The sequence below is a fragment of the Actinacidiphila epipremni genome (genome assembly GCF_012034175.1).
In the GTDB taxonomy this organism is placed as follows: Bacteria; Actinomycetota; Actinomycetes; order Streptomycetales; family Streptomycetaceae; genus Actinacidiphila; species Actinacidiphila epipremni.
This window is the reverse complement of record NZ_JAATEJ010000020.1, coordinates 77,744-103,947: the sequence shown is the minus strand read 5'-3', so window position 1 is coordinate 103,947 and position 26,204 is coordinate 77,744. Positions and strand designations below refer to the sequence as shown.

The window sequence follows — 26,204 nt, the reverse complement described above, 5'->3', positions numbered from 1 at the left end:
GAAGGGCGCCCGCACCACGGATGGCGGGCGCCCTTCGGCGTTGCAATGTGCGCAGGCTCGGCAATATGCCGAGCCGGTCAGGCCGCGCCGGCCTTCTCGGCGGTCGCGCCCGCGGCGGCCTTCGGCTGCTCGGCCCTGGCGGCGGGCACCGCGGCCGGGCGCGCGGCCTCGTAGAACTCCTCGCGGGGGTTCTCGATGGCGCCGAGCGAGACGACCTCGCGCTTGAGGAACATCCCGAGGGTCCAGTCGGCGAAGACCCGGATCTTGCGGTTCCAGGTCGGCACCGCCATGCCGTGGTAGCCGCGGTGCATGTACCAGGCCAGCCGGCCCTTGACCTTGATCCTGGCCTTGCCGAAGACGATCATCGCGACGCCCTTGTGCAGCCCCAGACCGGCGACCGCGCCCTTGTTGGCGTGCTTGTACTCCTGCTGCGGGAAGCCGCGCATGCCCGACACCACGTTGTCGCCGAGTACCTTGGCCTGGCGCAGGGCGTGCTGCGCGTTCGGCGGGCACCAGGCGCCCTCGCCCGCGGCGAGGTCCGGGATCTGGGCGTTGTCGCCCGCGGCCCAGATGTAGTCGGTGCCGCGCACCTGGAGCGTCGGGGCGGTGTCCACGTGGCCGCGCGGGCCGAGCGGCAGGCCGAACTTCGCCAGCGCCGGGTTGGGCTTGACGCCGGCGGTCCACACGATGGTGGAGGCGTCGACCTCCAGGCCGTTGGCGAGCACCACGTGCTTGTCGACGCAGGAGGACATCGACGTCTTGAGGTAGACCTCGATACCGCGCTCCTGGAGGTGCTCCAGGCCCCATTTGCCGAGCTGCGGGCCGACCTCGGGGAGGATCTTGTCGGCGGCGTCGACCAGGATGAAGCGCATGTCCTCGCGCTTGACGTTGGGGTAGTACTTGGCCGCGTCGCGGGCCATGTCCTCGACCTCGCCGATGGTCTCCGCGCCGGCGAAGCCGCCGCCGACGAAGACGAAGGTGAGCGCCTTGCGGCGGATCTCCTCGTCGGTGGTGGAGTCGGCCTTGTCCAGCTGCTCCAGCACGTGGTTGCGCAGCCCGATCGCCTCCTCGACACCCTTCATGCCGATGCCGTTCTCGGCCAGGCCCGGGATCGGGAAGGTCCGGGAGACCGCGCCGAGCGCCATCACCAGGTAGTCGAAGGGCAGCTCGTAGGACTCGCCCACGAGCGGCTCGACCGAGGCGACCTTGCGGTCCTGGTCGATGTCGACGACCCGCCCGGTCAGCACCTCGGCCCCGGGCAGCACGCGCCGCAGCGGGACGACGACGTGACGCGGGGAGATGCTGCCTGCTGCCGTCTCGGGAAGGAAGGGCTGGTACGTCATGTACGAGCGCGGGTCGACGACCGTGACGGTCGCCTCGCCGTACCGCATCTTCTTCAGGATGCGGCGCGCCGCGTACAGGCCGACGTAACCGCCGCCTACTACGAGGATCCGTGGACGCTCCGTGGTGCTCATGGCATCGAGTATCCAGCACTGTCGGGGGGGTACTTCGTGCGCCCCTTCACAAGGGTCTGGACACCCTGTGCTACCCTGCGCGGTTTCGCGACCAGGGGCGACGCACCCCGCGACCCCCGCACGGCACCCGGCATCCTTGCCCCGGGCGCTGATCAGCACGGATCGCGCGGCGTTCAACCGCCCGCCCGGCCGCTGTCACACCGCTGAAACACGCCGCCGCCAACGATTCCCGGGGTCCGGGGCGCCCACGCCTTGGAAAATCGGGCCACCGGGCGGGAACTTCATGTGAAGAGTTTCACAAAGGATTTTCCCCGGCCGCCTCGGCGGCGGCGAAAGCGATGCCGTCGAGGATGTCGTGCTCGCTCACCACGACCTCCGCGGCGCCCACCCGCTCCATGATCCGCAGCAGCACCAGGGCGCCCGCGCCGATCACGTCGACCCGGCCCTCGTGCATCACCGGGACGGCCGCGCGCTCGGCGTGCGTGGCCTCCAGCAGCCGCCGGGTGACCGCCCTGACCTGGTCCACGCCGATCCTGGAGTGGTGGATCGCGGCAGGGTCGTAGGCGGCCAGGCCCAGCGCCATCCCGGCGACCGTGGTCACCGAGCCGGCCAGCCCCACCAGGGTGCCGGCGCGCTCCAGCGGGACGGTCCGTGACGCCTCGTCGAGTGCCGCGTCGATGTCGGCGGTCAGCGCGGCGACGATCTCCGGCGTCGGCGGGTCCACCGGGCGCCCGTCGCGCACGACGTGACGCTCCGTCAACCGTACGCAGCCGATGTCGACCGAACGGGCGGCCTCGACCCGGTCGGCGCCGAGGACGAACTCGGTGGAGCCGCCGCCGATGTCGACCACCAGATACGGCGTCAGCAGGCCGTCGTCGCCGGTCAGTTCGCGGGTGGCGCCGGTGAAGGACAGCGCCGCCTCCTGGTCGCCGGTGATCACCACCGGTTCCACGCCCAGCAGGTCGCGCACACCGCGTACGAAGTCCGCGCGGTTCTCCGCGTCACGGGAGGCGGAGGTGGCGACGAAGCGGACGCGGCCGGCCGGCACGCCGAGTTCGCCGATCACGCCGGCGTACTCCCGGCAGGCGGCGAAGGTGCGCTCCAGCGCCTCGGGCGCGAGGCGTCCGGTGCGGTCCACGCCCTGGCCGAGCCGGACGATCCGCATCCGCCGGTCCAGGTCCGCCAGCGCGCCCGTCTCCGGGTCCACGTCGGCGACCAGCAGCCTGATCGAGTTGGTGCCGCAGTCGATCGCGGCGACCCGGGTCGTCGTCACGGGGTCTCCTCCTGTCCTGCCGCGCCGTCCTGCTGTCCTGCCGCGCCGTCCTGCTGCAGCGGGACACACGGGCCCTTCGCCCACCACTCGGGAAGCATCGCCAGCGCCTCGTCGCCCAGCGGGTTGACGCCGGGCCCCGCGGCCAGGGAGTGGCCGACCAGGACGTGCAGGCACTTGACCCGGTCCGGCATGCCGCCCGCGCTCGGGAAGCCCTGGAGCACCTCGATGGCGTCCCGGCGGGCGAGGTAGTCCTCGTGGGCGGCGCGGTAGGCCGCGGCGAGCTCCGGATCGGCGGCCAGCCGCGCGGTCATGTCCTTCATGACGCCGTCGGCCTCCAGCGTGCCGATCGCGGAGGCCGCCCGCGGGCACGTCAGGTAGTACAGCGTTGGGAAGGGCGTGCCGTCCTCCAGCCTCGGCTGGGTCTCGACGACGTCGGGGTTGCCGCACGGGCAGCGGTGGGCGACCGCGCGCAGGCCGCGCGGCGGGCGGCCGAGCTGCGCCTCGACGGCGGCGGCGTCCGCGGCGGTGGCGGGCGTGTGGGGGGACTGGGAGGAGTTCATGTGCCGTTCTGTGTCGTGGGCCGTTCGCGGGCGGTGCGCCGGGCGTGTGCGCGGGCCGCGCCCGGAGCCGGGAGGGGCGGGGAGGGCGGGGCTGCCGGCGGGGCGTCAGCGTCCGGCGGCGGCCGGGGCGGGGGCGGGTCCCGCGGCGTCGGCGTGGTCCACGCCGTCCCACAGGTTCGCGTACCACGGGCGGTGCGCCGCGGCGGCGGCCTGGCTGCCTCCGTCGCCGGGGCTGCCGGACGGTCCGTGCCCGCCGCTCGCGGTGGGCGTGGGGCCGGCCACGGAGTAGCCGTCCTCGCCCGGCATCACATAGTGCAGTTGCTCGCGCGCCTGCGTGCGGACGTACTCCGGGTCCTGCCAGCGCGCCTTCTGCTCGCGCAGCTGCTCGACCTTCTGCTTCGCCTGCTGCGCCTCGCGGCGCTGGTCGGCGATGTCGGACCGCTGCGCAATGTACTGCCGGGTGGGGTAGGCCAGGGCGATGACCAGGGCGCACAGCACGAGCGCGAGCAGGGCCGCGCGGCCGGTCAGCCGGTTGCGCCGGCCGGGTCTGCGGGCCGCGGCGGCGCGGTAGACGCGCGCCCCGGCCTCCTGCCCCATGGCCTTGAGCCGGGCCGTGGTGCTGAACCGATCCGAGCCCACGCCGTCGCTCCCCTCGTACGTCCTGCCGGACACCTGTGCGTCCCGCAGGACGAACATACCTGCCCCGGGTGCCGCCCAGCGGTCAAGCGGGTACGTCCCCGGCCCGCGGGCCGGTGCGCGCCCGGGTCCGTACGGCGGAACGTCCCCGCGCGCGGTACGGGACCGGGTGCGGGGACGGGAGCGGGGGCCGGACGGCCGGCGGCGTCCGTACGGCGCGGCGCCGTACGCAAGGGCGGGTCGTACGCGGGGCCGTGGCCCGCCGGGTCAGCCCTTGAAGCGCGGGAAGGCGCTGCGGCCGGCGTAGACCGCGGCGTCGTCCAGGATCTCCTCGATGCGCAGCAGCTGGTTGTACTTGGCGACGCGCTCGGAGCGGGCCGGGGCGCCGGTCTTGATCTGGCCGCAGTTGGTGGCGACGGCGAGGTCGGCGATGGTGACGTCCTCGGTCTCGCCGGAGCGGTGCGACATCATGCACTTGTAGCCGTTGCGCTGGGCGAGCTCGACGGCGTCCAGCGTCTCGGTGAGCGAGCCGATCTGGTTGACCTTCACCAGCAGCGCGTTCGCCGTGGCGTTGTCGATGCCCTTCTGCAGCCGCTCGGGGTTGGTGACGAACAGGTCGTCGCCGACCAGCTGCACCTTGGCGCCGAGCTTGTCGGTGATGGTCTTCCAGCCGTCCCAGTCGTCCTCGAACAGCGGGTCCTCGATGGAGACCAGCGGGTACGCCTCGACGAGCTCGGCGTAGTAGTCGGTCATCTCGGCCGCGGTGCGCGACTTGCCCTCGAAGTCGTAGGCGCCCTCCTTGTAGAACTCGGAGGCGGCCACGTCCAGGGCGAGCGCGATGTCCTGGCCGGGGGTGTAGCCGGCCTGCTTGATCGCCTCGATGATGAGGTCGAGCGCCTCGCGGTTGGAGCCGAGATTCGGCGCGAAACCGCCTTCGTCGCCCAGGCCCGTGGACAGGCCGCGGGACTTCAGCACGGCCTTGAGGGTGTGGTAGACCTCGGCGCCCCAGCGCAGCGCCTCGGAGAAGGACTCGGCGCCGATCGGCGCGATCATGAACTCCTGGATGTCGACGTTGGAGTCCGCGTGCGAGCCGCCGTTGAGGATGTTCATCATCGGCACCGGCAGGACGTGCGCGTTCGGGCCGCCGAGGTAGCGGAAGAGCGGCAGGTCGGACGCCTCGGAGGCGGCGTGCGCGACGGCCAGCGAGACGCCGAGGATGGCGTTGGCGCCGAGCGAGGACTTGTCGGGGGTGGCGTCCAGGTCGAACATCGCCTGGTCGATCAGCCGCTGCTCGGTGGCGTCGTAGCCGACCAGCTCCGGGCCGATCTGCTCGATCACGGCGAGGACCGCCTTCTCGACGCCCTTGCCCTGGTAGCGGCTCTTGTCGCCGTCACGCAGTTCGAGGGCCTCGAAGGCACCGGTGGAAGCGCCGGAGGGCACTGCGGCGCGGCCCGTGCTGCCGTCGTCAAGGCCGACCTCGACCTCGACGGTGGGGTTGCCTCGCGAGTCGAGGATTTCCCGGGCTACGACGACGTCGATGGACGGCACGTTGTCTCCTTCTGAGATGTCTTCTCGTTTTTCCGGGACGAGCCTAACCGGCGCGGGTGCCCCGGCCGGTCGTCGGCCCGGCCCCTGAGACGGAAAACCGGCCGGGTGCGCGGCGCCGCCCGCAGGCGTGCCGCGCACCCGGCCGGCCGGTGAGGTGCCGACGGATCAGCCCAGGCGCAGGTGCTCGCCCGGGTAGATCAGGTCGGCGTCCTTGACGACGTCCTTGTTGAGCGCGAAGAGCTTGTGCCAGCCGCCCTCGACGTGGTGGCTCGCGGCGATACCGGAAAGGGTGTCGCCGCTGACGACGGTGTAGGAGCCCTTGGCGCCCTTGCGCTGCCAGTCGGTGGCCGAGTGCTTGGCGGGCTTGGCCTTCTTGGCGGGCTTGGCGGCGGGCTTGGCCGTGGTCTTCGCGGCCGGCTTGGCCGGGGTGCTGCTCTTGGCCGCGGTGGAGCCGGAGGAGGACGAGCCGGAGCCGCCGGGGTTGATGTCCGGGGCCGGGCCGCCGGCGGTCAGGCCGCCCGCGGAGGCGCAGGACCAGGCGCCGGGGCCCTGGAGCGCGAGCAGCTTCTCGGCGACGGCTATCTGCTGGTCCTTGGTGGCGAGGTCGGCGCGGGCGGCGTACTTCAGGCCGCCGGCGGCCTCCCAGCTGGACTGCGAGAACTGCAGGCCGCCGTAGTAGCCGTTGCCGGTGTTGATGTGCCAGTTGCCGCCGGACTCGCACTGCGCGACGGCGTCCCAGGTGGCCACCGACGCGGCGGAGGAGGAGGTGGCGCCGATCAGCGGAGCGGCGATGGCGGTGCCGGCGACACCGGCGAACGTGGCGAATCGGACCATCTTCGAGGCACGACGGTGCTTACCCATGTATCTGTGTCCCTCACCGACGCCTGCGAGGTCAGCTGTCGGGTTCGGACGTGAGTTGCCCGGCCGGTGCCGCGGTGGGCGGCACCCTGCTTCACCCCGAGCCGGTCCGGGTGGCGACGGGACGGCGGCGCAGTGGCTGCGCGGCGTCCGGCCTCCCGGATCCGGCGGAAAGACCGTGGGTCCCCCGCTCCTGCCTGCGGCGCTCTCGCGTCGACTGTTCCCGTGGGTGCGGCGGCAGGACTCGGCGTTCCGCTCCGGCGGGGCCCGCTGTGGCGAGCGCTTAGACGTTAAGCACACCGGACCCCGTTGAACAAACACTCGCGTTTCGGGCGCCAACTGCCGCCGGAGGTGCACACAGTGGACGAATCCGCAGGTCGGAAGCCCGGATTCCGCTCATGGGCGCACAGGCGCTCACAGGTTCGGAGAGAGGCTTGTCACATTGCCGTACGCCGCGGAAATACCTTACGTCCGATTTGCCAGCAGGCGCCTACGGCACGGCCGTTCGGCCCTCCGGGACACCGGCGCTCAGCCGAGGTCGAGAATCTGTCCGGGTTTGATGAGGTTTGGATTGTCGCCGATGAGCTGGTGGTTCGCGTCGTAGAGGTGCTGCCAGCCGCCGGCCACGTCCTGCGAGGCGGCGATCCCGGAAAGGCTGTCACCCGCGCCGACCTTGTAGGTGTCCGCCGCCTTATCCGCCGCGGTGTCCGAATTGCCGTCACCGGCGGTGGTGTTGCCGTCCGGGGTGTTCTCCGTGACGGCGCTGGTCTCGGTACGGGTCGCGCGGTCGGCCGCGGCCAGCGCCTCGTCGGTGGGGCTGTACGGGCGCGCGTGGCGGCCACCGCCGGTCGTGGGCGCGGTGGGGGCCGCGGGGTCGGCCGGGGCGGTCGGCGGGGTCGTCACGGGCGGCGTGGCCGGCGTGGTGGGGGCGGTGGTCGCCGGGGGCGTGACGGGGACGGTGGGGGTGCCGGCGGAGGGGGTGCCCGGGTCGGCGGGCGCGGTAGGCGGCGCGGGCGTGGCCGGGGTGGTGGGGGCGGCCGGGTCGGCGGGGGCCGTCGTGGGGGTGCCGGGGTCGCTCGGGGTGGTGGGCGCGGGGGTGGCGGTGGCGCCGAAGCCGCCGTCCGCGTTCCCGCCGCCGCTCCCGTTCCCGTTGCCACTGCCCTGGCCGCCGGTGCCCTGGCCGCCGGTGTCCGTGAGCAGGCCGGTGCCCAGTTCGCAGCCGGGCCAGGCGTCGGGGCCGAGGTCGGCCAGGATCTTCTCGGCCACGGCTATCTGCTGGGACCGGGAGGCCAGGTCGGGCCGCGGGGCGTAGACCAGGCCGCCGTAGCGGCTCCAGGTGTCCTCGGTGAGCCCGAGGCCGCCGTAGACGCCGTTGTGCGAGGCGGCGTCCCACTGACCGCCGCTCTCGCAGATGGCGACCTTGTCCCAGGTGCTGCCGTCGGCGGCGTGTGCGGCGCCGGCGCCGAGGAGGGGCAGTGCGAGCCCCGCCCCGGTCGCCGCGACCGTGACCATGGCCGCGGGGGCCTGGCGGGGGCGTCGGTGCCTGCCGTTCGCGGACGAGAGCATGGGAGTCGCCTTTCATGCCTGCCGTGGGCCCGGTCGGCGCCCGCCGAGGGCCCGCGGGGCGTTGGTCGCCCCTCGTTGACCGCAGAACGTAGCGGGGTTGGCCAGTGGATCACAAGTCGATGTAGCGCTCGTCACGTGGCGGTCACGGCCGTGACGCTGCGTCAACCCGCCTGCGGCACCTCGGGGGTGAAGGCGACCGGGAGGGTGCGCAGGCCCCGCATGATGAGCCCGCCGCGCCACCGCAGGTCCGCGGGGTCGGCGGCGAGCCGCAGGTCCGGCAGCCGGGTGAGCAGCGTCGCAAGGGCGGTTCTGGCCTCCAGCCGGGCCAGCGGGGCGCCCAGGCAGTAGTGGATGCCGTGGCCGTAGCCGAGGTGCGGGTTGTCACTGCGTGTCAGGTCCACGGTGTCGGGCGCGCGGAAGCGCGCGGGGTCGCGGTCGGCGGCGGCGAGCACCACCAGGACCGGGTCGCCGGCGGCGATCGGCCGGCCGCCGATGGTCAGCGGCGTGGTGGCGTAGCGCCAGGTCGCCAGCTCCACCGGCCCGTCGTGCCGCAGCAGTTCCTCGACGGCGGTCTCCAGCAGGCCGGTCTCGCCGCGGGCGAGCGAGTCCTGGAGGTCGGCGCGCGGGCCGGGGTGCGTCAGCAGCGTGTGCATGCCGTTCCCGATCAGGTTGACGGTCGTCTCGAAGCCGGCGAACAGCAGGATGAAGGCCATTGCCGCGGCCTCGTTCTCCGTCAGGTGCTCGCCGTGGTCGCTGGCCCTGATCAGACCGGAGATCAGGTCGTCGGGCCCGTCGCCGGCCGGGGCGGCCGAACCGGCCGGGCCGGCGGCGAGTTCGGCGCGCTTGCGGTGGATCAGCTCCGTCAGATACGCCCGCATCCGCTTGACCGAGCGCGCCACGCCGCCGCGCGGGCCGCCGCCGTGCCGGATCATCATCCCGGCCCAGTCCCGGAAGTCGTCCTGGTCCTCGGCCGGTACGCCCAGCAGGTCGCAGATGGCGTAGATGGGCAGCGGGAAGGCGAACTCGTGGATGAGGTCCGCCTGGCCGCGGGCAGCGAAGCCGTCGACGAAACGGTCCGTCAGCTGCTGCACGCGCGGCCCGAAGCGGGCCACCCGGCGCGGGGTGAAGGCGGTGGAGACCAGGCGGCGCAGCCGGGTGTGGTCGGGCGGGTCGATGTTGAGCAGATGCGTCATCAGGTCCGCGCTGCGCTCGCCGGGGATGCCGGTCTTGCCGCGGGCGCCCGGCGGCTCGGCGTGGTGCAGCGGGTTCTTGCTCAGCCGCGGGTCCGCCAGCGCCTCCCGGGCGTCGGCGTACCGGGTGACCAGCCATGCCTCGACGCCGCTGGGCAGCGTCGTGCGGTGGACCGGGGAGTGCTCGCGCAGCCAGGCGTAGGCCGGGTAGGGGTCGGTGGCGAACTCCCAGGTGAACAGCTCGGGCATGGCGGCGCGGTCGGTCATCCCCCGACCGTACGCGACCGCGCCGTACGCCTACTGCCCGCCCGGCGCCGCTTCCCGCCCGGCCCCGGCATGCTGCTCGGCCTGCTGTCCGGTCCCGGCCTGCTCCTCGGCCTGCCGTATGGCGGTGCGGTAGCGGCGGGCGGCGTGCCGGAGCGCCGCCTCGGGGTCGATGCCGGCGGACTGGGCGGCGGCGGCCTCGGCCAGCAGGTGGTCGCCGAGCGCGGCCTCGTCGTCGTAGAGCGGGGCCGGCGGGGTGACCGGCAGCGGCAGCCCGGCCTGGCGGGCCCGGCCGGCGAGCTTGGCCGCCAGCGCCAGCGCGGGGGACGCGAGCGGGACGCCTTCGGTGACCGACTCGCGGGCCTTCTCGACGCCCTTGAGCCGTATCCAGTTGGCCTGCACCTGCTCGGGGGTCTCGGCGACCTCGTCGCCGAAGATGTGCGGGTGGCGGTGCACCAGCTTGGCCACCAGGCCGGCCGCCACGTCGTCGATGTCGAAGGGCTCGTCCGGGTCGCCCTCGGCGATGGCCGCGTGGAAGACCACCTGAAGCAGGACGTCCCCCAGCTCCTCGCGCACCGCCGTGCGGTCGCCCTCCTCGATCGCCTCGACCAGCTCGTACATCTCCTCGATGCCGTACTTGGCGAGGTCCTCGTGGGTGCGCAGGCTGCTCCACGGGCACTCGGCCCTGATCCGGTCCATCACCTGGACCAGGTCCAGCAGCCGGGCGCCCGGCAGGTCGTACGAGCCGGGCAGCAGCTCCAGGTCGGGCATCGCGACCAGGCCCGAGCCGCCGAGCGCGGCCAGCTCCGCCGTCACCTCGCGATCGCCCTCGCCGCCGTCCGCCGGCAGGTACACCACCGTGCGGCCACCGGCCGCCGCCTCGACCAGCTCGCGGCCGGTGGGCGCGGCGATCTCCACGGCGAGCCCGGCGTCCCGCAGGAAGGGCAGCTGCGGGTGCCCGGGGTCGGGGCACAGCACCCGGTCGGCGTCCTGCAGCGCCCGCCACGCGGGCCAGGACAGCTGCCCGGGCGCCACGCGGTGGCTGGTGGTGAGCAGGACCAGCCGGCCGGGGCCGGTCGCGGAGTCGTCGTTGTTCACCCCTCGAACGTACCGCGCGGGTCCGACAGCGGCGTCACGCCGCCGGCGACTGGCCGGTGGGCGTCTTGACGACGACCCACGGGTCGGTGGTGTCGCCGATGACGGCCTTCTTGCGGTCCCACGTGCCGTAGCGCGGGTTGATCGTCACGCCGAGCTTGTCGGCGGTCTTGGAGATCGCGTCGACCACGGCGGTCTGGCCGCCGTCGCTGCCCGGCTGGAAGCCGAGGCTGGTGATCAGCTTGCCGACCAGCGCGTTGGTCCGGAAGAAGTCGTCGGCCTGGGAAGGGGCGACGCCGTACTGCTGGAGCAGGGTGGCGTCCAGGGCCTCCTCGCTGCCGCCGAACTGCTGGAGCGCCGCCGCGTGGTCCTGCTGGGCCTCGTCGTCGGTGACGGACACCCCGGCGTCGGCGGCGGCCCGCTCGATGACGGTGTTCTGCACGAGCATGCTCAGCGTCTGCGACGACAGCTTGCCGCTCGCCGCGATCAGCTGGGCACTCTGCTGCGACGCGGCTTGCGCCGACCGCACCTGGTTGACCTGGTGCTGGAGCTGCGCGACGGTGATCCGCTGGTCACCGACGACGGCCGCGGCGCCGGTGCGGTCCGGTCCCGACGACCCGCAGGCGGTGAGGGCGGGGGCGGCCAGCAGCAGCGCGACTGCGGCGGTCGAGACGGCGGTGCGGCGGCGGACCATGGGTGCCTCCCGGCAGGGCAACAAGCCTCACGATGCTGATGTGATGATCTCGCACGAGGATATTGATCCGGGCCCGCCGATATCCAGCACTCCGCCGCACAGGATCCGCACAACCCGGTCCGGGACGCCGGATCGCCGGAACGCCGGAACACGGCGGGCGACCGTCAGCCCGCGGGCAGCGGCTGGTTCGGGCAGCCGCCCAGCACCTTGCGCATGGCGTCGCGCTCGGCGGCCGTCACCCACAGGCCGTACTTCTTCTTCACCGCGACCTGCCGCGCGACATAGGAGCAGCGGAAGGCGCTGTTGGGCGGCAGCCAGGTGGCGGTGTCGCCGTCGCTCTTGCGGCGGTTGGTGGACGCGTCGACGGCCAGCAGGTTGAGCGGGTCGTTGGCGAAGTCCCGCCGCTTGTCGGCGGTCCACTGCTGCGCGCCCTTCTGCCACGCGTCCGACAGGGCCACCGAGTGGTCGATGTCGACCTTGCTGGCGCCGCGCTTGTACGTGATCGACGTGCCCGTGTACGGGTCGGCCAGGACGCCGGCGGTCACGATGCATCCCTTGGTGCCGGCGCGGAAGACGGTCTTCTTCAGGTCGCGCTTGAGTATGTCGTCGCGGGTGTCGCAGCCGTTGTGGTCGGTGTCGGCCCACTCCGGGCCGAACTTCTCGCGCGAGTAACCGGTCTTGGGCGCCCGGCCCTTGACCGCGAGGCCGTCGACGGCGGCCAGGGCGCTGCCATGGGCGCCGGCCGTGTCGCCGGGCGCGCCCGCGGCGGGCGGCGAGGCGCTGCCGGTGGCGCCGCCGACGGTGGTGCCCTTGCAGCCGGCGAGGCCGCCGCCGAGCGCGACGGTGAGGGCCGTGGCGCACAGCAGGGCCCGGGCGGGCGTACGGGACCACGCGGGGGCGGTACGGGCGGGGGCCGTACGGGTGCGGGCGGGGCCGGTCGTGCCGGCGCGGCCGACGGGTGCGGGCGGTTCGGTCGGTGCAGTCGGTGCGGTCGGTGCGGGCGGTCGGGTCGCTGGGGTGGGTGCCGTCGTTGCCTTCGGCCCTGACGGTCGCCTCGGACCGTCGGACGGGGTGAGCGTGGATGCCATCTGCGCCTTCCCTGGGGTGCCGGCCGGTGCCCCGAACCGGTGCGCCGAGCGGAGGAACGGTACGTCAGATGTCTTCCCCCGCCGGCGCAGACTACGGCTGCCGCCGTGACGGGCCGCCACCGGATCCGGCTACCTGGTCACCGCACGGCGTGCCGCGGCGGGCGTCCGCCGTCCCGTCGCCAAGCTGGACTCATCCCTTAACGGGGCAAAACGGTCACCGCGTGGCAATGGGCGGGCGGCCGAGGCGAAGGGAGCACTCGGGGCATGGACGGCGAGCGGGAGCGTGCGGAGGCGGTACTGCCGGCGCAGGAGTCCGGGCCGCGGGAAATTCCCGCGCCCGCGCGCGGCCCGGCGGCAGGCGCGCCCGCCGGGGCGGGCACGCGCACGAAGGCGCCCTGGTGGAACGTACGGTCCTGGCGGCCCGGGCGCCCCGGGGTGCTGCCGGCCCGGCTCGACGCATGGCTGCTCGCCGCGGCGTTCTCGGCGCTCTACGCGGCGCTGTCCCTGTCGCGGTACCGCCGGATGGAGACGATGTCGTGGGACCTCGGCATCTTCGAGCAGGCCGTCAAGGGCTACGCGCATCTGCACGCGCCGGTCGCCGACCTGAAGGGGCCGGGCTTCGACGAGCTGGGCGACCACTTCAGCCCGGTCCTCGCGCTGATCGCCCCCGCCTACCGGTTGTTCCCCACCCCGGTGACGCTGCTGGTGGCGCAGGCGCTGCTGTTCGCGCTGTCGGTGGTGCCGGTCACCCGGACCGCGGGGCTGCTGCTGGGGCGGGGCCGCGGGCTCGCGGTCGGCGCGGCCTACGGGCTGTCGTGGGGGGTGCAGCGGGCGGTCGACTTCGACTTCCACGAGATCGCCTTCGCGATGCCGCTGCTGGGCTTCTCGCTCGCCGCCGTCCTGCGGCGGCGCTGGACGGCAGCGATGCTGTGGGCGCTGCCGCTGGTGCTGGTCAAGGAGGACCTGGGGGTGGCGGCGGCGATGATCGGCGCGGTCGTGTGGCTGCGGGCCGGCAAGGACACCGTGCGCGGCGCGGCGGGCGGCGGCGAGGTCCGCCGGTGGGCCGTGCGGCTGATGGTCTTCGGCGTCGTGATGTCGGCGTGGGAGATCGGCTGGCTCATCCCGTCCTTCCACGGGCCCGGTTACGACGCGTTCAACCACATCAACGGCGACGGCTCGCTCACCGGCCACGTCCCGCCGGTCACCGCGCTGCGTACGGTGCTGTGGCTGCTGCTGCCGGCCGGCGGCCTGCTGGCGCTGCGCTCACCGCTGCTGCTGGTCGCGCTGCCGACGCTCGGCTGGCGTTTCGCCTCCCACTACCCGGAGAACTGGGGCACCGCCTGGCACTACAACGCGGTGCTCATGCCGGTGGTCTTCCTCGCCACGGTGGACTGCGCCGCCCTCGTCGGCGCGGGTGCGCCGGGCCGCCGGCGGGCGCCGCGGTGGCTGCGCTCACCGGTCCGCGCGGTGCCCGCCGCCATGCTCGGGGCGGCGCTCGCGCTGTGCACCCAACTCCCGGCCGCCGGGCTCACCCACCGGGACGCCTACCGGGTGGACGCCGGCACGCGGGCCGCGAAGAAGGCCCTCGACCGCATCCCGGACGGCGCCACGGTGGAGGCCAACGTCGGCCCGCTCAGCCGCCTGGTGCGCCGCACCACCGTCTACTGGGTCGGCCAGACCGGCGGCCGGGCGCCGGACTACATGGCCTTCGAGAACCTGTCGGGCTGGCTCCAGGACCCGGCCGGCTACGCCCGCCAACTGCACCCGCGGGCCCGCTATGTGACGGTCGCCGACGCCGGCGGCTATGTCGTGCTGCGCCGGGAGTGACCCCGCCGGGCGCCGCCGCTCACACATGCACCTGGCCGAGCCAGGCCAGCGTCCTGCGGATCTCGGCGGGGAACGGGTGGTGCGGGCCGTGCACCCGCTCGGCGTCGTAGAGCAGCCGGGTCAGCACGTCGCGGGCCGCGGCGCGGTCGCCTATGGACAGCAGCAGATGCGCCGTCCGCCGGCGGATGTCCAGCGGCGTGCCGGGGCTGGTGGCCGAGTACCGCTCGAAGTACGGCAGCAGCACCCGGTATTCGCCGAGCGCCGCCCTCGGGTCGCCGAGGTGCTCCAGGCACTGCGCCGCCTCGTAGCGGAACTGCAGCGCCTGCCGGTCGGCCCCGCCGTACTGCGAGGCGAACTCATCCGACAGCCGCCGCAGTTCGGGCAGCGCCCGGCGGTACTGGCCGTCCTCCATCAGCGTCGCCGCATACTGCTTGCGCAGCGCCCGCAGGACCGGCGAGTGCTCGCCGTGCTTCTCGGCCGCGGCCGGGATGATGCCGCCGAGCAGATCCACGGCCTGGGTGATCCGGCCCGCGTCCAGCAGCCGCTTCACCTCGTCGACCGCCCCCGCGAGGTCGGTGTCCTTCGGCGGCGGTGCCGCAGGGCGCGGCGGCACCACGGGCCGGGCCGGCATCGCCGCCGCGGACCGCTCCGGCCAGGGCGCCTGCGGTCGCAGGAACGGCCGGGTCGGGTCCATCGGCCCGAGCGCCCGCTGCCCGGCACCGGACGGCGGCAGCAGCGCCGCCAGCTCCTGGTAGACCTCCTGGGCACCCGCTGGGCGGTGCTGCGGGTCCTTGGCGAGCAGCCGCAGCACCAGGGACTCCAGCGGCTCCGGCACCTCCGGCCGCAACTGGCGCAGCCGCACCGGCGCCTCGTACAGATGCCGGTGCAGCACCCCGAGGGCCGTCGTACCGGCGAACGGCACATTGCCGCTGAGCAGTTCGTGCAGCAGCACACCGAGCGCGTACAGGTCGGTACGCGGCCCGACCGCGCCGCCCATCGCCTGCTCCGGCGCCATGTACGCCGGGCTGCCGATCGGCGAGCCGGTGTGCGTCAGCCGGGTCGTGTCGGTGTCCATCACCGACGCCACGCCCAGGTCGAGCACCGTGACGGTGCCGTCCGGGCGCACCATCACATTGCGCGGCTTGAGGTCGCGGTGCACGATCGGCACCGCGTGCACCGCCGCCAGCACCGCGCACAGCTGCGCCCCCACCGCGACCGCCCACGGCCACGGATAGGGCTCGTGCTCGGCGAGGTGGTCGCCGAGGTCGGCGCCCTCCACGTACTGCATCACCAGATACAGGTCGTCGCCGTCCGCGCCGGCGTCATGCACCGTCACCAGCCCCGGGTGGTCGACCTGGGCGGTGACCCGGCACTCCCGGTCGAAGCGCTGCCGCAGCTCGTCGGCCTCGTCACCGCCGGCCACCTTGTCGGGCCGCAGCAGCTTCACCGCGACCCGGCGGTCCAGCCGGCGGTCGTAGGCCGTCCACACCTGGCCCATGCCGCCCTGGCCGATCACCGTGGACAGTTCGTACCGGCCGGCGATGAGCCGGCCGATCACCTCCCCTCCTCCTTGCGGAGGTAGTCGCTCAACTCGTCCAGCTCCGCACGTACCTGACTGATCCGCGGCGGCTGCGCCCCGCCCGACCCGGCACCCTGCGCCGGCGCCGGGCCCTGCGCCGTCATCGGGCCCTGCCGGGGCTGCGGAGTCTGCTGCGGCATCGGCGTCTGCACCTGCACCGGCGGGGCCTGGTGCGGGTAGGGCGTGTGACCGGCGGCCGGCGGCTGGTGGCCGGCCTGCGCGGGGCCGGGTATGACGCCCTGGGCCTGCGCCTGCGCCGGACCCATCGGGCCGTACCCGGTGGCATACGGGTGGGGCATGCCGTAGCCGGCGGGCATCGCATACCCCGCGGGCTGCACCTCCTTGCGGCGGAGGTCCACGACCAGGAAATACGCCGGGGTGCCCAGCATGCAGGCCAGGATCGTCAGCGTGCCGACGTTGGACTGCCAGGTGTCGGTGTTGTCATGGGCCAGCCCGACCAGGGTGTAGCCGATGACGACGGCCACGATGTCGACCACCATCAGCGCCCAGTCCTGCGCCTTGTGCCGCACGATCGCCAGCCGCAGCATCGAGCCCCAGGCGAGGAACCCGATCGACAGCACCGGCAGGGCGGTGAAGAGCACACGCATGCCGACCACCGCGCCGCGACCGGCGGGTCGAGGCGGCGGCTGGGTGATGCCGGGGCCGTACATCTGTGCTCCTGGTCGTCGAAGCGGATGACTAGGGCCTGTTTTAAAAGTCCCGTCTGCCTGGCGGGGTTGGGCACGCACGCTTGCCGCGTTGTCAGTCGTCGGCGCAGCCCGCTGCGCTCTCCTCCCTCCGCCTTGCAATCGCACGCACCCAGCCCCGCCAGCCCCCGCCCTAACGGGCGGGACGACGCTACTTTTAAAACAGGCCCTAGTCGAGAGCGTATCGGCCACAACGGGCAGGCGGCGCGGGTTCGTCGACGCCCTGTGGATAACTATCCGGGGCGCACCGTCCCGTCGGTCAGCCCGTCGTAGAGGCCCTGGACGAGCTGTTCGCCGAGCTGGGTCGCCTGGCGCAGGGTGCCCTCGAAGGCGGCCAGCGTGCGGAAGCGGTCGCCGTACCGTTTCTGGTCGGCCAGCGGCAGCCGCGGCACCTGGAGGCGCCGCACGTCCAGCCGGGTGGAGGTGGTCGCGAAGCTACTGGCCTGGCGGTTGTTGGCCGTCCCGCGCAGGAAACCGGCCAGGAACCACGGGTCGAGCGCGGCGGTGTCCGGCCTGAGCAGATACACGTTCCGCCCGAGCGCGGCGCCGGCCGCGGTCGCGTCGACCACCCGGGCCACCGCCCCGCCGCCGAGAACCGGCACCACCACATCCCCCTCCTCCACCAGCACCGGCTCCTCGGCGGGGCCCTCCGGCCGGGCCGGCGGCAGCACACCCGTCGGTCCGCCGCCGGCGATCACGTCATGCTCCGTCAGCACCGCCCGCGGGCCCGCCGACTCCTCCGCCGGCGCACTGCCACCGCCACCGGCGCGCATCAGCAGCGCACCGGCCCGGGCCAGTTCGCCCACGGTGGTGGTAGGCCAGCGGGCGGGTTCGCCGGTCGCCGAAGGGGCCGGGGCTATGTCGGCGGTGCGGCGCAGGGTGTGCGTCAGCTGCTCCCGCACCGACTCCAGCGCCGCGGCCCCGCCCTCGGCGGCGGCCGGCGGCAGATGCCGCGCGGGCGTCACGTCCACGTCGTCGTCGAGCAGTTCGATGACGGGCAGGACGCGGCTGACACCGGGCTGGTTCGCCGGCGCACCGTGCCGGTCGAAGGCAGTCCACGCGTCGAGCACGGCGGTGCTGACGGCGAACCAGGGCGCCTTGTCCGGACCCGCGCCCGGCATCCCGGCGGCGTCGAACAGCAGCAGGTCGGCGGGCGGCCGGTGCTCGGGGTCGGGTTTGCGCAGCACCCACAGATGCAGCGGCAGCCCGTGCGGCGGCGCCGCCCCGGCGGGCAGTGCCACGACCGCGCGCAGCGCGCCCCGGCGCAGCAGGTCGGCCCGCACCCGGCGGCCGGATCTGCGGGACGCGACGGCCGGCGGCATGAGCATCACCACCGAGCCGCCCTCGCGTACGTGCGCCAGCGCGTGCTGGAGCCAGGCCAGCTCGGATTCGGTGCGGGCCGGGAAGCCGTACTCCCAGCGGGCGTCGTAGCCCAGCTCGTCATGGCCCCAGTTGCGGTCGTTGAACGGCGGGTGGCACAGCACGGTGTCGACGGTCAGCTCGCCGAAGGCGTCCTCGCGCAGCGCGTCACCGGTGCGCACGCGGATGCCGACACCGGGATCGGCGGCCATCGCCAGCCGCAGCGCCGTCAGCGACGCCAGCTCGGGGTCGATCTCCTGCGCGTAGACGGAACGCCGGGCGGGGCTGGCGCGCAGCAGCGCCCCGCTGCCGCACGCCGGGTCCAGGACGCTGCCGGGAAGCTCGCCGGCCAGCGCGGCCATCAGCTCGGCGGGGCCGGGCGGGGTCAGGACGAACTGCCGCGGGTTGGCGTCCAGATAGCGGCCGAAGAGGAATTCGTAGGTCTGGGCCGGACCGACGTCCTCGGCGAACTTGGCGGTCGTGCGCAGCAGCGGCACCGCGTCGTCCAGCCGCTCGGGCAGCCGCACGGGGTGGCCGGGGCCGAAGCGGGCGGCGAGCGCCGACTCCAGCTCGGCCGGCAGGCGTCTGGCCAGCTCGTCGTCGGACGCCGCGCTGTAGCTGATCGCCAGGCGCGGGTCCTCGCGCAGGAGCATCAGCATCGAGCCCGCGACGCGCAGGGCCGCGGGCACACCGGCGGGATGGCTGTCCGCGCGCTGCCAGAGCCGTTCGTACAGCGGGACGGAGGGGAGCTTGCCCTGCTCGCGCAGCCACCGCTCGACGGCGGACAGCTCGTAGGTCGGGCTGGTGTCGGACCCGCCGACGGGTTTGGGGAAGTCGTCGTGGCGCCGGCGCCAGTTGCTGACCGCGGCCCTGCCGACACCGGCCAGCCTGGCGATCCCCGCGGCTGTCACCTCGCTCGCGTGCTCGGGCACGTTCCTCTCCTTCCCCCGGTCGTCCGCGATCTCGCGTGTGTGATGTCGAGCATACCCAGCGATCACGATCAGACCCCTTCACGGCGTGAACTTCACTCTTTCGAGAAATGCTGTTGACTCGGTTCACAGTTCGATGCTCTCATGGTGGCAACGGTTCACAGGGCCCGTCGGGGCCCGCCGAGCAACAGGGGGGATTCCCATGTCCAAGACGTCTCTGGTCCGGCTCGCCACCGCGGGCACCGTCAGCGCGCTCCTCGCGCTCGGGCTCGCGGCCTGCGGTCCCGACGACGACTCCGCCGGCTCGTCCGGCTCGGGCGGCTCTGCGAGCACGGCCCCTTCCTCCGCGCCCGCGTCCGCGCCTGCGTCCGCGGGGGACAAGAAGAAAGAGGACAAGCCCGCCGACAAGCCGGCCGCCAAGCCCGCCTTCAAGGGGGACGGCACCTTCGAGGTCGGCAAGGACCTCCAGCCCGGCACGTACCGGACGACCGGCAACTCGGACGGCATGTGCTACTGGGAGCGCGACAAGGACGCCAAGGGCGACACCGACTCGATCCTGGCCAACGACACCGTCGCGGGCAGCAGCTACGTGACGATCAAGCCGACCGACAAGATCTTCACCTCGACGGACTGCAAGGACTGGTTCCCGGCCGGGACGGACAAGCCCGCGGCGCCGAAGACGTCGATGGCGGACGGGATGTACAAGGTGGGCACGGACATAGCCGCCGGTACGTACAAGGCCAAGGGCGGCGAGACCTGCTACTGGGAGCGTGACAAGGACGCGCTGCACGACGTGGACTCGATCGCGGCGAACGACAACGTGACGGGCCAGGCCGTGGTGACCATCACCGCCAAGGACGCCTACTTCAAGACGGCCGACTGCGGCACCTGGACCAAGACCGGCTGACGGGTGCGGAAGACCCGTCCGTCGCACGGGTCCCCCGCGGACAGCGTCGTCCCGTATCTTTTCCGGCAGACCCCGACCCCGCTTCCTCGGGAGGACGACGATGGACAGGGCCGAGGCCGTCATACCGCAGCCCGGCGGCAAGGCGGCACAACCGGCCGCCGAGCCGGAAACGACCGGCGCGGCGGGGCTGGGACCGCTGCGGATACCGGGACGCCGCTTCGACCCCTATGTGCTGGGCGTCGTGTTCTTCGTGGCGTACCTGCTGCTGTCGCTGGTCAGGTACCGCAGGATGCTCACGATGTCCTGGGACCTGGGCATCTTCGAGCAGGCCGTCAAGGGGTACGCGCATCTGCACGCGCCGGTCACGACGCTGAAGGGCCCGGGGTTCAACGCGCTGGGCGACCACTTCAGCCCGATCACCGCGCTGATCGCGCCCTTCTACCGGGTCTTTCCCACTCCGGTGACGCTGCTGGTGGCGCAGGCGCTGCTGTTCGCGCTGTCGGTGGTCCCGGTCACCCGCGGCGCCGGGCTGCTGCTGGGCCGGGGCCGCGGGCTGGCGATCGGGGCGGCGTACGGGCTGTCGTGGGGGGTGCAGCGGGCGGTCGACTTCGACTTCCACGAGATCGCCTTCGCGATGCCGCTGCTCGCGTTCTCGATGGAGGCGATCGTCCGCCGGCGGTGGGCGGCGGCGCTGTGGTGGGCGGTGCCGCTGGTGCTGGTCAAGGAGGACCTGGGCGTCACGGCCGCGGTGATCGGCGCGATCGTCTGGTGGCGCACCCGGGAGGGCGAGCAGGGCGAGCGGTCCGCGGCGCGGGTCCCGGCGCAGGCGGCGGCGCCGGGCGCCGGTCCGGAGCAGGGCACGCCCGCCGGGGCCACGGCTGGAGCCGGGGCCGGCTCGGGGACGGCGCAGGCCGCTGCGGGTACGGGCGGCGCCGGGGCGGGTGCGGGTACGAAGGCGGCCGGGCCGGACGACGGCGCGGCCGGAGATGGTGCGGCTGATGCCGCGGGTGACGCGGGGACGCAGACGGAAGGGGGTGGGCAGGTGGAGAGGCCGCTGAGTGACGGCGAGCGGTACGGGCCGTGGGCGATCGGGCTGATCGGGTTCGGCGTGGCGGCGTCCGCGCTGGCCATCACCGTGCTGATCCCCGCGTTCTACGGGCCGGGTTATGACGCGTTCAACCACATCAACGGCGACGGGACGCTGACCGGGCACATCCCGTTCGGGACGGCGCTGCGGACGCTGCTGTGGATCCTGCTGCCCACGACGGGGCTGCTGGCGCTGCGGTCGCCGCTCATCGTGGCGGCGCTGCCGACGATCGGCTGGCGCTTCGTGTCGCACTACCCGGAGAACTGGGGCACGGCGTGGCACTACAGCGCGGTGCTGATGCCGGTGGTGTTCCTGGCGCTGGTGGACGCGGCCGACCGGTCGCGGCGCAGCCGGACGCCGTGGCTGCGGTCGTACGCCTCCGGGGTGCCGGCCGCGGCGGTGGGGGCGGCGATGGCGCTGACGTTGTCGCTGCCGCTGGCGTCACTCGGCCACGGGGACACGTACAAGGTCGACGCGCGGACCAAGTCGATCGAGAAGCTGCTGGACCAGATACCCGACGGGGCGACGGTGGAGGCGAACGTCGGGCCGATCAGCCGGCTGGTGCACCGCACGACGGTGTACTGGGTGGGCGGGACGAAGGGCGTGGTGCCGCAGTACATCGCGATCGACAACTCCAGCGGGTGGGTGCCGGATCCGGTCACCTACGGGTCGCAGCTGCACCCCGGGGCGACGTACACGCAGATAGCCAGTGCGGAGGGCTATGTGATCCTCCGGCGCAACTGACCGGGGGGCCGCGGGCACGGCGCGGGGGCTGCCGCAGCCCCCGCTCACCCCAGCGGGTAGTCCACGTACGCGAAGTGCCGGCTGTCCGGTGCCCAGCTGTTGACGTTGAGGCTGCCCTGGCCGCCGAAGAAGGCGTAGAGGTCGCACGGGGTGCCGCCGGACCGGGGCAGCAGGCGCAGGACGACGTCACGGTCGGCGGGGTGGCCCTCGGTGCCGGGCGGGAAGCTGATGTAGAGCAGGTGCCGGCCGTCGGGTGAGGGGTGCGGGAACCAGTTGACGCGGTCGTCCGAGGTCAGCGGTGTGAGCTCGGAGCCGTCGGGGCGCATCCGGAAGACCTGGGCGTGCCCGGGGAGGGTGGCGCCGTGCTCGGAGTTGAAGACGATCCACTCGCCGTCCGGGGTGAACTCCGGGCCGTCCGCCGGAGCCGGGGTGTCGGTCAGCCGGGTGTCCGGGCCGCCGGCCGAGGGCAGCGTGAAGATGTTGCGGTAGCCCCACTCGTCGCCGCCGTACGGCTCGACGCCGACGTACGACAGCGTCAGCCCGTCCGGTGAGACGCCGTGCAGGAAGTGCCGGAAGGGCCCGGGGCCGCGGTCGTTGGTGACGCGCCGGGCCGGGCCGCCGGTGAAGGGCACGGCGTGGATGTGCCCGTCGCCGGCGGAGAGGTAGACGGTGCCGCCGTCCGGGGAAAGGACGTGGTCGTTGTTGGCGTCGGTGATGCCGCCGGTGTCGATGGCCTCGGGGACTGTCCCGTCGCCGTACGACGCCCCGGCGGGCAGCCGCAGCAGCAGGCCGTCCTGGTTGACGACCAGCCACCGGCCGTCCGGGGACCAGTTCGGCGCCTCCAGGGCGCTGTGCGCGGTCTCGTACACCAGCCGCGGCGGGCCGCCGTCGATGTCGCCGACCCACAGCCTGGCGCGCTGCCCGGGGGCCAGCGGCCGTACGTTCGTTCCCGCATCGGTGATCGTCACGCCCGCACTGTATCCGCGCGCCGCCCCCGGCCCGCCGGCCGGGGACGTACCGCCCGCGTACGGACGAGGCCCGCGGGAGCGCTCAGCCGCCCAGGACCGTCGTCAGGAACTCGGCCGTCCACTGGAGCAGCTCGCGCCCCACGACCGGCTTGCCGCCGATCTTGGCGGTCGTCGGCCGCGGCACGAGCACCTGGCGGGTGGCGGGCTTGAGCACCGAGCGCGGGTGCAGGCGGCTCAGCCGCAGCTCCTGCGACTCGCGCAGCTCGACGGGGCCAAAGCGGACGTTGGAGCCCTGCAGGGTGATGTCGGTGACGCCCACCTTGCGGGCCAGCATCCGCAGGCCCGCCACCAGCAGCAGGTTCTCCACCGGCTCGGGCAGCGGCCCGTACCGGTCGGCGAGTTCCTCGCGCACCGCCGTGATGTCCTCCTCGGAGGTCGCCGCGGCGATCGCCCGGTACGCCTGGAGGCGCAGCCGCTCGCCCGGCGCGTAGTCGTGCGGGACGTGCGCGTCGACCGGCAGCTCGATCTTGACCTCCAGCAGCGTCTCCTCCGGCTCGCCGCCCGCCTCCAGCGCCGAGCGGTAGTCGGCGACCGCCTCGCCCACCATCCGCACGTACAGGTCAAACCCGACGCCCGCGATGTGGCCGGACTGCTCGCCGCCCAGCAGATTGCCGGCGCCGCGGATCTCCAGGTCCTTCATGGCGACGTACATGCCGGCGCCCATCTCGGTGTGCTGGGCGATCGTCGCGAGCCGTTCGTGCGCGGTCTCGGTGAGCGGCTTCTCCGGCGGGTAGAGGAAGTAGGCGTAGCCGCGTTCGCGCGAGCGGCCGACCCGCCCGCGCAGCTGGTGCAGCTGCGACAGGCCGAAGGTGTCGCCGCGCTCCACGATGAGGGTGTTGGCGTTGGAGATGTCGATACCGGACTCGACGATCGTCGTGGAGACCAGCACGTCGAAACGCTTCTCCCAGAAGTCGACCACGACCGACTCCAGCGCCGCCTCGCTCATCTGCCCGTGCGCGGTGGCGATCCGGGCCTCGGGCACGATGGCGCGCAGCCGCGCCGCCGCCCGGTCGATCGACTCGACCCGGTTGTGGATGTAGAAGACCTGGCCCTCGCGCAGCAGTTCACGCCGGATGGCCGCGCCGATCTGCTTCTCCTCGTAGGGGCCGACGAAGGTCAGCACCGGGTGCCGCTCCTCCGGCGGGGTGGTGATGGTGGACATCTCGCGGATGCCGGTGACCGCCATCTCCAGGGTGCGCGGGATCGGCGTCGCGGACATGGTGAGCACGTCCACGTTGGCCCGCAGCTTCTTCAGCTGCTCCTTGTGCTCGACGCCGAAGCGCTGCTCCTCGTCGACGATGACCAGGCCCAGGTCCTTGAAGCGGGTCTCGGACGAGAACAGCCGGTGGGTGCCGATGACGACGTCCACCGAGCCGTCGCGCAAGCCCTCCAGCACCGCCTTGGCCTCGGTGTCGGTCTGGAAGCGGGACAGGGCCCGTACGTTGACCGGGAACTGCGCGTAGCGCTCGGAGAAGGTGCCGAAGTGCTGCTGCACCAGCAGCGTGGTCGGCACCAGGACGGCGACCTGCTTGCCGTCCTGCACTGCCTTGAAGGCGGCCCGCACCGCGATCTCGGTCTTGCCGTAGCCGACGTCGCCGCAGATCAGCCGGTCCATCGGCACGGACTTCTCCATGTCCGACTTGACCTCGGCGATGGTGGTGAGCTGGTCGGGCGTCTCCACGTACGGGAAGGCGTCCTCCAGCTCGCGCTGCCAGGGGGTGTCGGGTCCGAAGGTGTGGCCGGGGGCGGCCATCCGCGCGGAGTACAGCCGGATGAGGTCGGCGGCGATCTCCTTGACGGCCTTCTTCGCCCGCGCCTTGGTCTTCGTCCAGTCCGCGCCGCCCAGGCGGTGCAGCGTGGGGGCCTCGCCGCCGACGTACTTGGTGATCTGCTCCAGCTGGTCGGTCGGCACGAACAGCCGGTCACCGGGCTGGCCGCGCTTGGCGGGGGCGTACTCGACGACCAGGTACTCGCGGGTGGCGCCCTGGACGGTGCGCTGCACCATCTCGACGTAGCGGCCGACGCCGTGCTGCTCGTGCACGATGTAGTCGCCGCTGGTCAGGGTGAGCGGGTCGATGGTCTTGCGGCGCCGGGACGGCATGCGCCCCATGTCCTTGGTGGACGACTTCTGGCCCGACAGGTCGGTCTCGGTCAGCACCGCCAGGCGCAGCTGCGGGTGGACGAAGCCGTGTTCCAGGGAGCCGGTCGCGACATGCACGACGGACGGGGCGACATCGGCGAGCTCGGTGTCCAGGCGGGCGGCGATGCCCTCGCCGGCCAGCACCTCGGCGACCCGGGCGGCCGGGCCGTGGCCCTCGGTGACGTAGACCGTACGCCAGCCGTCGGCGAGCCAGCCCTTGGTGTCGGCGAGGGCCCGGGCGGTGTCGCCGCGGTAGAGCTCGGGGGCGCGCATGCCGAGCACGAGCACGTCGCCGTCGAGGTCGTCGGCCTCGTCCGCGGCGAACGGGCTCACCGACCACCACGGCACACCGAGCTGCCGGGCGTGCTCGCGGACGTCGGCGATGGGCCACAGCGAGGCCGCGCCGAGGTCGACCGGCGCCTCGCCGCCGCCCGCGGTCGCCGCCCAGGACGCCTCCAGGAACTCCTGCGAGGTCGCCACCAGGTCCGCGGCCCGGGTCCGTACCCGCTCCGGGTCGCACACCACGGCCATCGAGCCGGCCGGCAGCACGTCCAGCAGCATCTCCATGGAGTCCACCAGCGCGGGCGCCAGCGACTCCATGCCCTCCACCGCGATGCCCTCGGCGATCTTGTCCAGCATCTCGCCGAGCTCCGGGTGCTCGGCGGCGAGCTGCGCCGCCCGCGCCCGTACGTCGGCGGTCAGCAGCAGCTCACGGCAGGGCGGCGCCCACAGGCCGTGCTCGGCGACCTCAAGGGAGCGCTGGTCGGCGACCTTGAAGTAACGGATCTCCTCGACCTCGTCGCCCCAGAACTCCACCCGCAGCGGGTGCTCCTCGGTCGGCGGGAAGACGTCCAGGATGCCGCCGCGCACCGCGAACTCGCCGCGCTTCTCCACGAGCTCCACCCGGGCGTACGCGGCTGCCGCCAGGCCGTCGACGACCGTCCCGAGGTCCGCGGTCTGCCCGGTGGCCAGCGCGACGGGTTCCAGCTCGCTCAGGCCCCTGACCTGCGGTTGCAGCACCGAGCGGATGGGGGCGACGACGACCTGGACGGGGCCGGCGGTCGGGTCGTCGGCCCGCGGGTGCGCGAGCCGACGCAGGACGGCGAGCCGGCGGCCGACGGTGTCGCTGCGCGGCGAGAGCCGCTCGTGCGGCAGCGTCTCCCACGCCGGGTACTCCGCGACGGCGTCGGGCGGCAGCATGGAGCGCAGCGCCGCGGCCAGGTCCTCGGCCTCGCGGCCGGTGGCGGTGACGGCGAGCACCGTGCGGTGCGCTTTCGCCGCGAGGGCGGCGATGGCCAGGGGCCGGGCGGCCGGCGGGCCGACCAGGTCCACGTGGGGGCGTGCGCCGGAGACCGCGGCCTGGACCGCCTCGGCGAGGGCGCTGTCGGCGACGGCGGCGTCGACCAGACCGTTCAGACTCATGAGGGTTCCGTCCCGGAGGGTACGTAGGAGGGGGCGCGCCGCCGCCGCACGGGGCAACGCAATCGCCCGACACGTCGCACGTGCCGGGGCTCCTCCAGCGTACGGCCTCCGGCCGCGGGCTGCTCCGACACCGCTTCCCGCTCCGCGCGACCCGAGCCACGGCTGCGCCGCGGGGCACTTTTCCGCGCCGCGGCCCGAGGTCCGGGCAGCAGGGCGCCCCCGCGCCCG

19 protein-coding genes are annotated in these 26,204 nt (G+C 73.6%); 3 read left to right on the top strand and 16 right to left on the bottom strand.

Annotated features, from left to right (window positions below; genetic code table 11):
* Window positions 1–77 precede the first annotated feature (77 nt).
* The 11 genes from HCN08_RS23055 to HCN08_RS23005 all read right to left on the bottom strand — a co-directional run bounded on the left by HCN08_RS23055 (window position 78) and on the right by HCN08_RS23005 (window position 12,025).
* Window positions 78–1,475: an NAD(P)/FAD-dependent oxidoreductase gene (locus HCN08_RS23055; protein ID WP_167985108.1), complete on the bottom strand. Its 1,398-nt coding sequence runs from the start codon at window positions 1,473–1,475 to the stop codon at window positions 78–80.
* Between the two features lie 295 nt (window positions 1,476–1,770).
* Window positions 1,771–2,748, bottom strand: coding sequence for a Ppx/GppA phosphatase family protein (locus HCN08_RS23050; RefSeq protein WP_167985107.1), 978 nt, complete (start codon window positions 2,746–2,748; stop codon window positions 1,771–1,773).
* On the bottom strand, window positions 2,745–3,308 hold the full coding sequence (locus HCN08_RS23045; RefSeq protein ID WP_167985106.1) for a DUF501 domain-containing protein: 564 nt from the start codon (window positions 3,306–3,308) through the stop codon (window positions 2,745–2,747). Before HCN08_RS23045 ends, HCN08_RS23050 begins: the two co-directional genes overlap by 4 nt.
* Before the next feature lie 105 nt (window positions 3,309–3,413).
* Window positions 3,414–3,947 carry an FtsB family cell division protein gene (locus HCN08_RS23040; RefSeq protein ID WP_167985178.1) on the bottom strand — a complete coding sequence of 178 codons (534 nt, stop codon included), beginning with the start codon at window positions 3,945–3,947 and terminating at the stop codon, window positions 3,414–3,416.
* A gap of 264 nt (window positions 3,948–4,211) precedes the next feature.
* The gene (gene eno / locus HCN08_RS23035; protein WP_167985105.1) at window positions 4,212–5,492 is read right to left on the bottom strand and encodes a phosphopyruvate hydratase; all 1,281 of its coding nucleotides are present in this window, start codon (window positions 5,490–5,492) and stop codon (window positions 4,212–4,214) included.
* 165 nt (window positions 5,493–5,657) lie between these two features.
* Window positions 5,658–6,353: a LysM peptidoglycan-binding domain-containing protein gene (locus HCN08_RS23030; protein WP_167985104.1), complete on the bottom strand. Its 696-nt coding sequence runs from the start codon at window positions 6,351–6,353 to the stop codon at window positions 5,658–5,660.
* 525 nt (window positions 6,354–6,878) lie between these two features.
* The gene (locus tag HCN08_RS36695) at window positions 6,879–7,916 is read right to left on the bottom strand and encodes a transglycosylase family protein (protein ID WP_167985103.1); all 1,038 of its coding nucleotides are present in this window, start codon (window positions 7,914–7,916) and stop codon (window positions 6,879–6,881) included.
* A 161-nt stretch (window positions 7,917–8,077) separates the two neighbouring features.
* Window positions 8,078–9,373, bottom strand: coding sequence for a cytochrome P450 family protein (locus tag HCN08_RS23020; RefSeq protein ID WP_167985102.1), 1,296 nt, complete (start codon window positions 9,371–9,373; stop codon window positions 8,078–8,080).
* Between the two features lie 30 nt (window positions 9,374–9,403).
* Window positions 9,404–10,468: a nucleoside triphosphate pyrophosphohydrolase gene (locus tag HCN08_RS23015; RefSeq protein ID WP_167985101.1), complete on the bottom strand. Its 1,065-nt coding sequence runs from the start codon at window positions 10,466–10,468 to the stop codon at window positions 9,404–9,406.
* Window positions 10,469–10,502: 34 nt separating this feature from the next.
* Window positions 10,503–11,159, bottom strand: a complete 657-nt coding sequence (locus HCN08_RS23010; protein ID WP_167985100.1) for a SurA N-terminal domain-containing protein — start codon at window positions 11,157–11,159, stop codon at window positions 10,503–10,505.
* Between the two features lie 164 nt (window positions 11,160–11,323).
* On the bottom strand, window positions 11,324–12,025 hold the full coding sequence (locus HCN08_RS23005; protein WP_407648865.1) for an HNH endonuclease family protein: 702 nt from the start codon (window positions 12,023–12,025) through the stop codon (window positions 11,324–11,326).
* A gap of 486 nt (window positions 12,026–12,511) precedes the next feature.
* Here HCN08_RS23005 and HCN08_RS23000 point away from each other — a divergent pair, with 486 nt between their 5' ends.
* Entirely contained in the window at window positions 12,512–14,074 is a 1,563-nt protein-coding gene (locus HCN08_RS23000) for a DUF2079 domain-containing protein (protein ID WP_167985099.1), read from the top strand.
* A 19-nt stretch (window positions 14,075–14,093) separates the two neighbouring features.
* Here the strand turns inward: HCN08_RS23000 and HCN08_RS22995 are convergent, their stop codons facing one another.
* The 3 genes from HCN08_RS22995 to HCN08_RS22985 form a co-directional block, all read right to left on the bottom strand.
* Window positions 14,094–15,632 carry a serine/threonine-protein kinase gene (locus HCN08_RS22995; RefSeq protein ID WP_167985098.1) on the bottom strand — a complete coding sequence of 513 codons (1,539 nt, stop codon included), beginning with the start codon at window positions 15,630–15,632 and terminating at the stop codon, window positions 14,094–14,096.
* Entirely contained in the window at window positions 15,629–16,324 is a 696-nt protein-coding gene (locus HCN08_RS22990) for a hypothetical protein (RefSeq protein ID WP_167985097.1), read from the bottom strand. The genes HCN08_RS22995 and HCN08_RS22990 overlap by 4 nt, the downstream gene beginning before the upstream one ends.
* Before the next feature lie 269 nt (window positions 16,325–16,593).
* Entirely contained in the window at window positions 16,594–18,651 is a 2,058-nt protein-coding gene (locus HCN08_RS22985) for an N-6 DNA methylase (protein ID WP_322974625.1), read from the bottom strand.
* Window positions 18,652–18,850: 199 nt separating this feature from the next.
* Between HCN08_RS22985 and HCN08_RS22980 the strand changes: the two genes are divergently transcribed.
* Together HCN08_RS22980 and HCN08_RS22975 are read left to right on the top strand one after the other, a co-directional pair.
* Window positions 18,851–19,555: a hypothetical protein gene (locus tag HCN08_RS22980; RefSeq protein WP_167985096.1), complete on the top strand. Its 705-nt coding sequence runs from the start codon at window positions 18,851–18,853 to the stop codon at window positions 19,553–19,555.
* A 100-nt stretch (window positions 19,556–19,655) separates the two neighbouring features.
* Window positions 19,656–21,386, top strand: coding sequence for a DUF2079 domain-containing protein (locus tag HCN08_RS22975; protein ID WP_167985095.1), 1,731 nt, complete (start codon window positions 19,656–19,658; stop codon window positions 21,384–21,386).
* 44 nt (window positions 21,387–21,430) lie between these two features.
* Here HCN08_RS22975 and HCN08_RS22970 read toward each other — a convergent pair whose 3' ends face one another.
* A complete protein-coding gene (locus tag HCN08_RS22970) occupies window positions 21,431–22,354 on the bottom strand; it encodes a TolB family protein (protein ID WP_206319120.1) in 924 nt (307 codons plus the stop codon).
* Window positions 22,355–22,436: 82 nt separating this feature from the next.
* A complete protein-coding gene (gene mfd / locus HCN08_RS22965) occupies window positions 22,437–25,976 on the bottom strand; it encodes a transcription-repair coupling factor (RefSeq protein ID WP_167985094.1) in 3,540 nt (1,179 codons plus the stop codon).
* Window positions 25,977–26,204 lie beyond the last annotated feature (228 nt).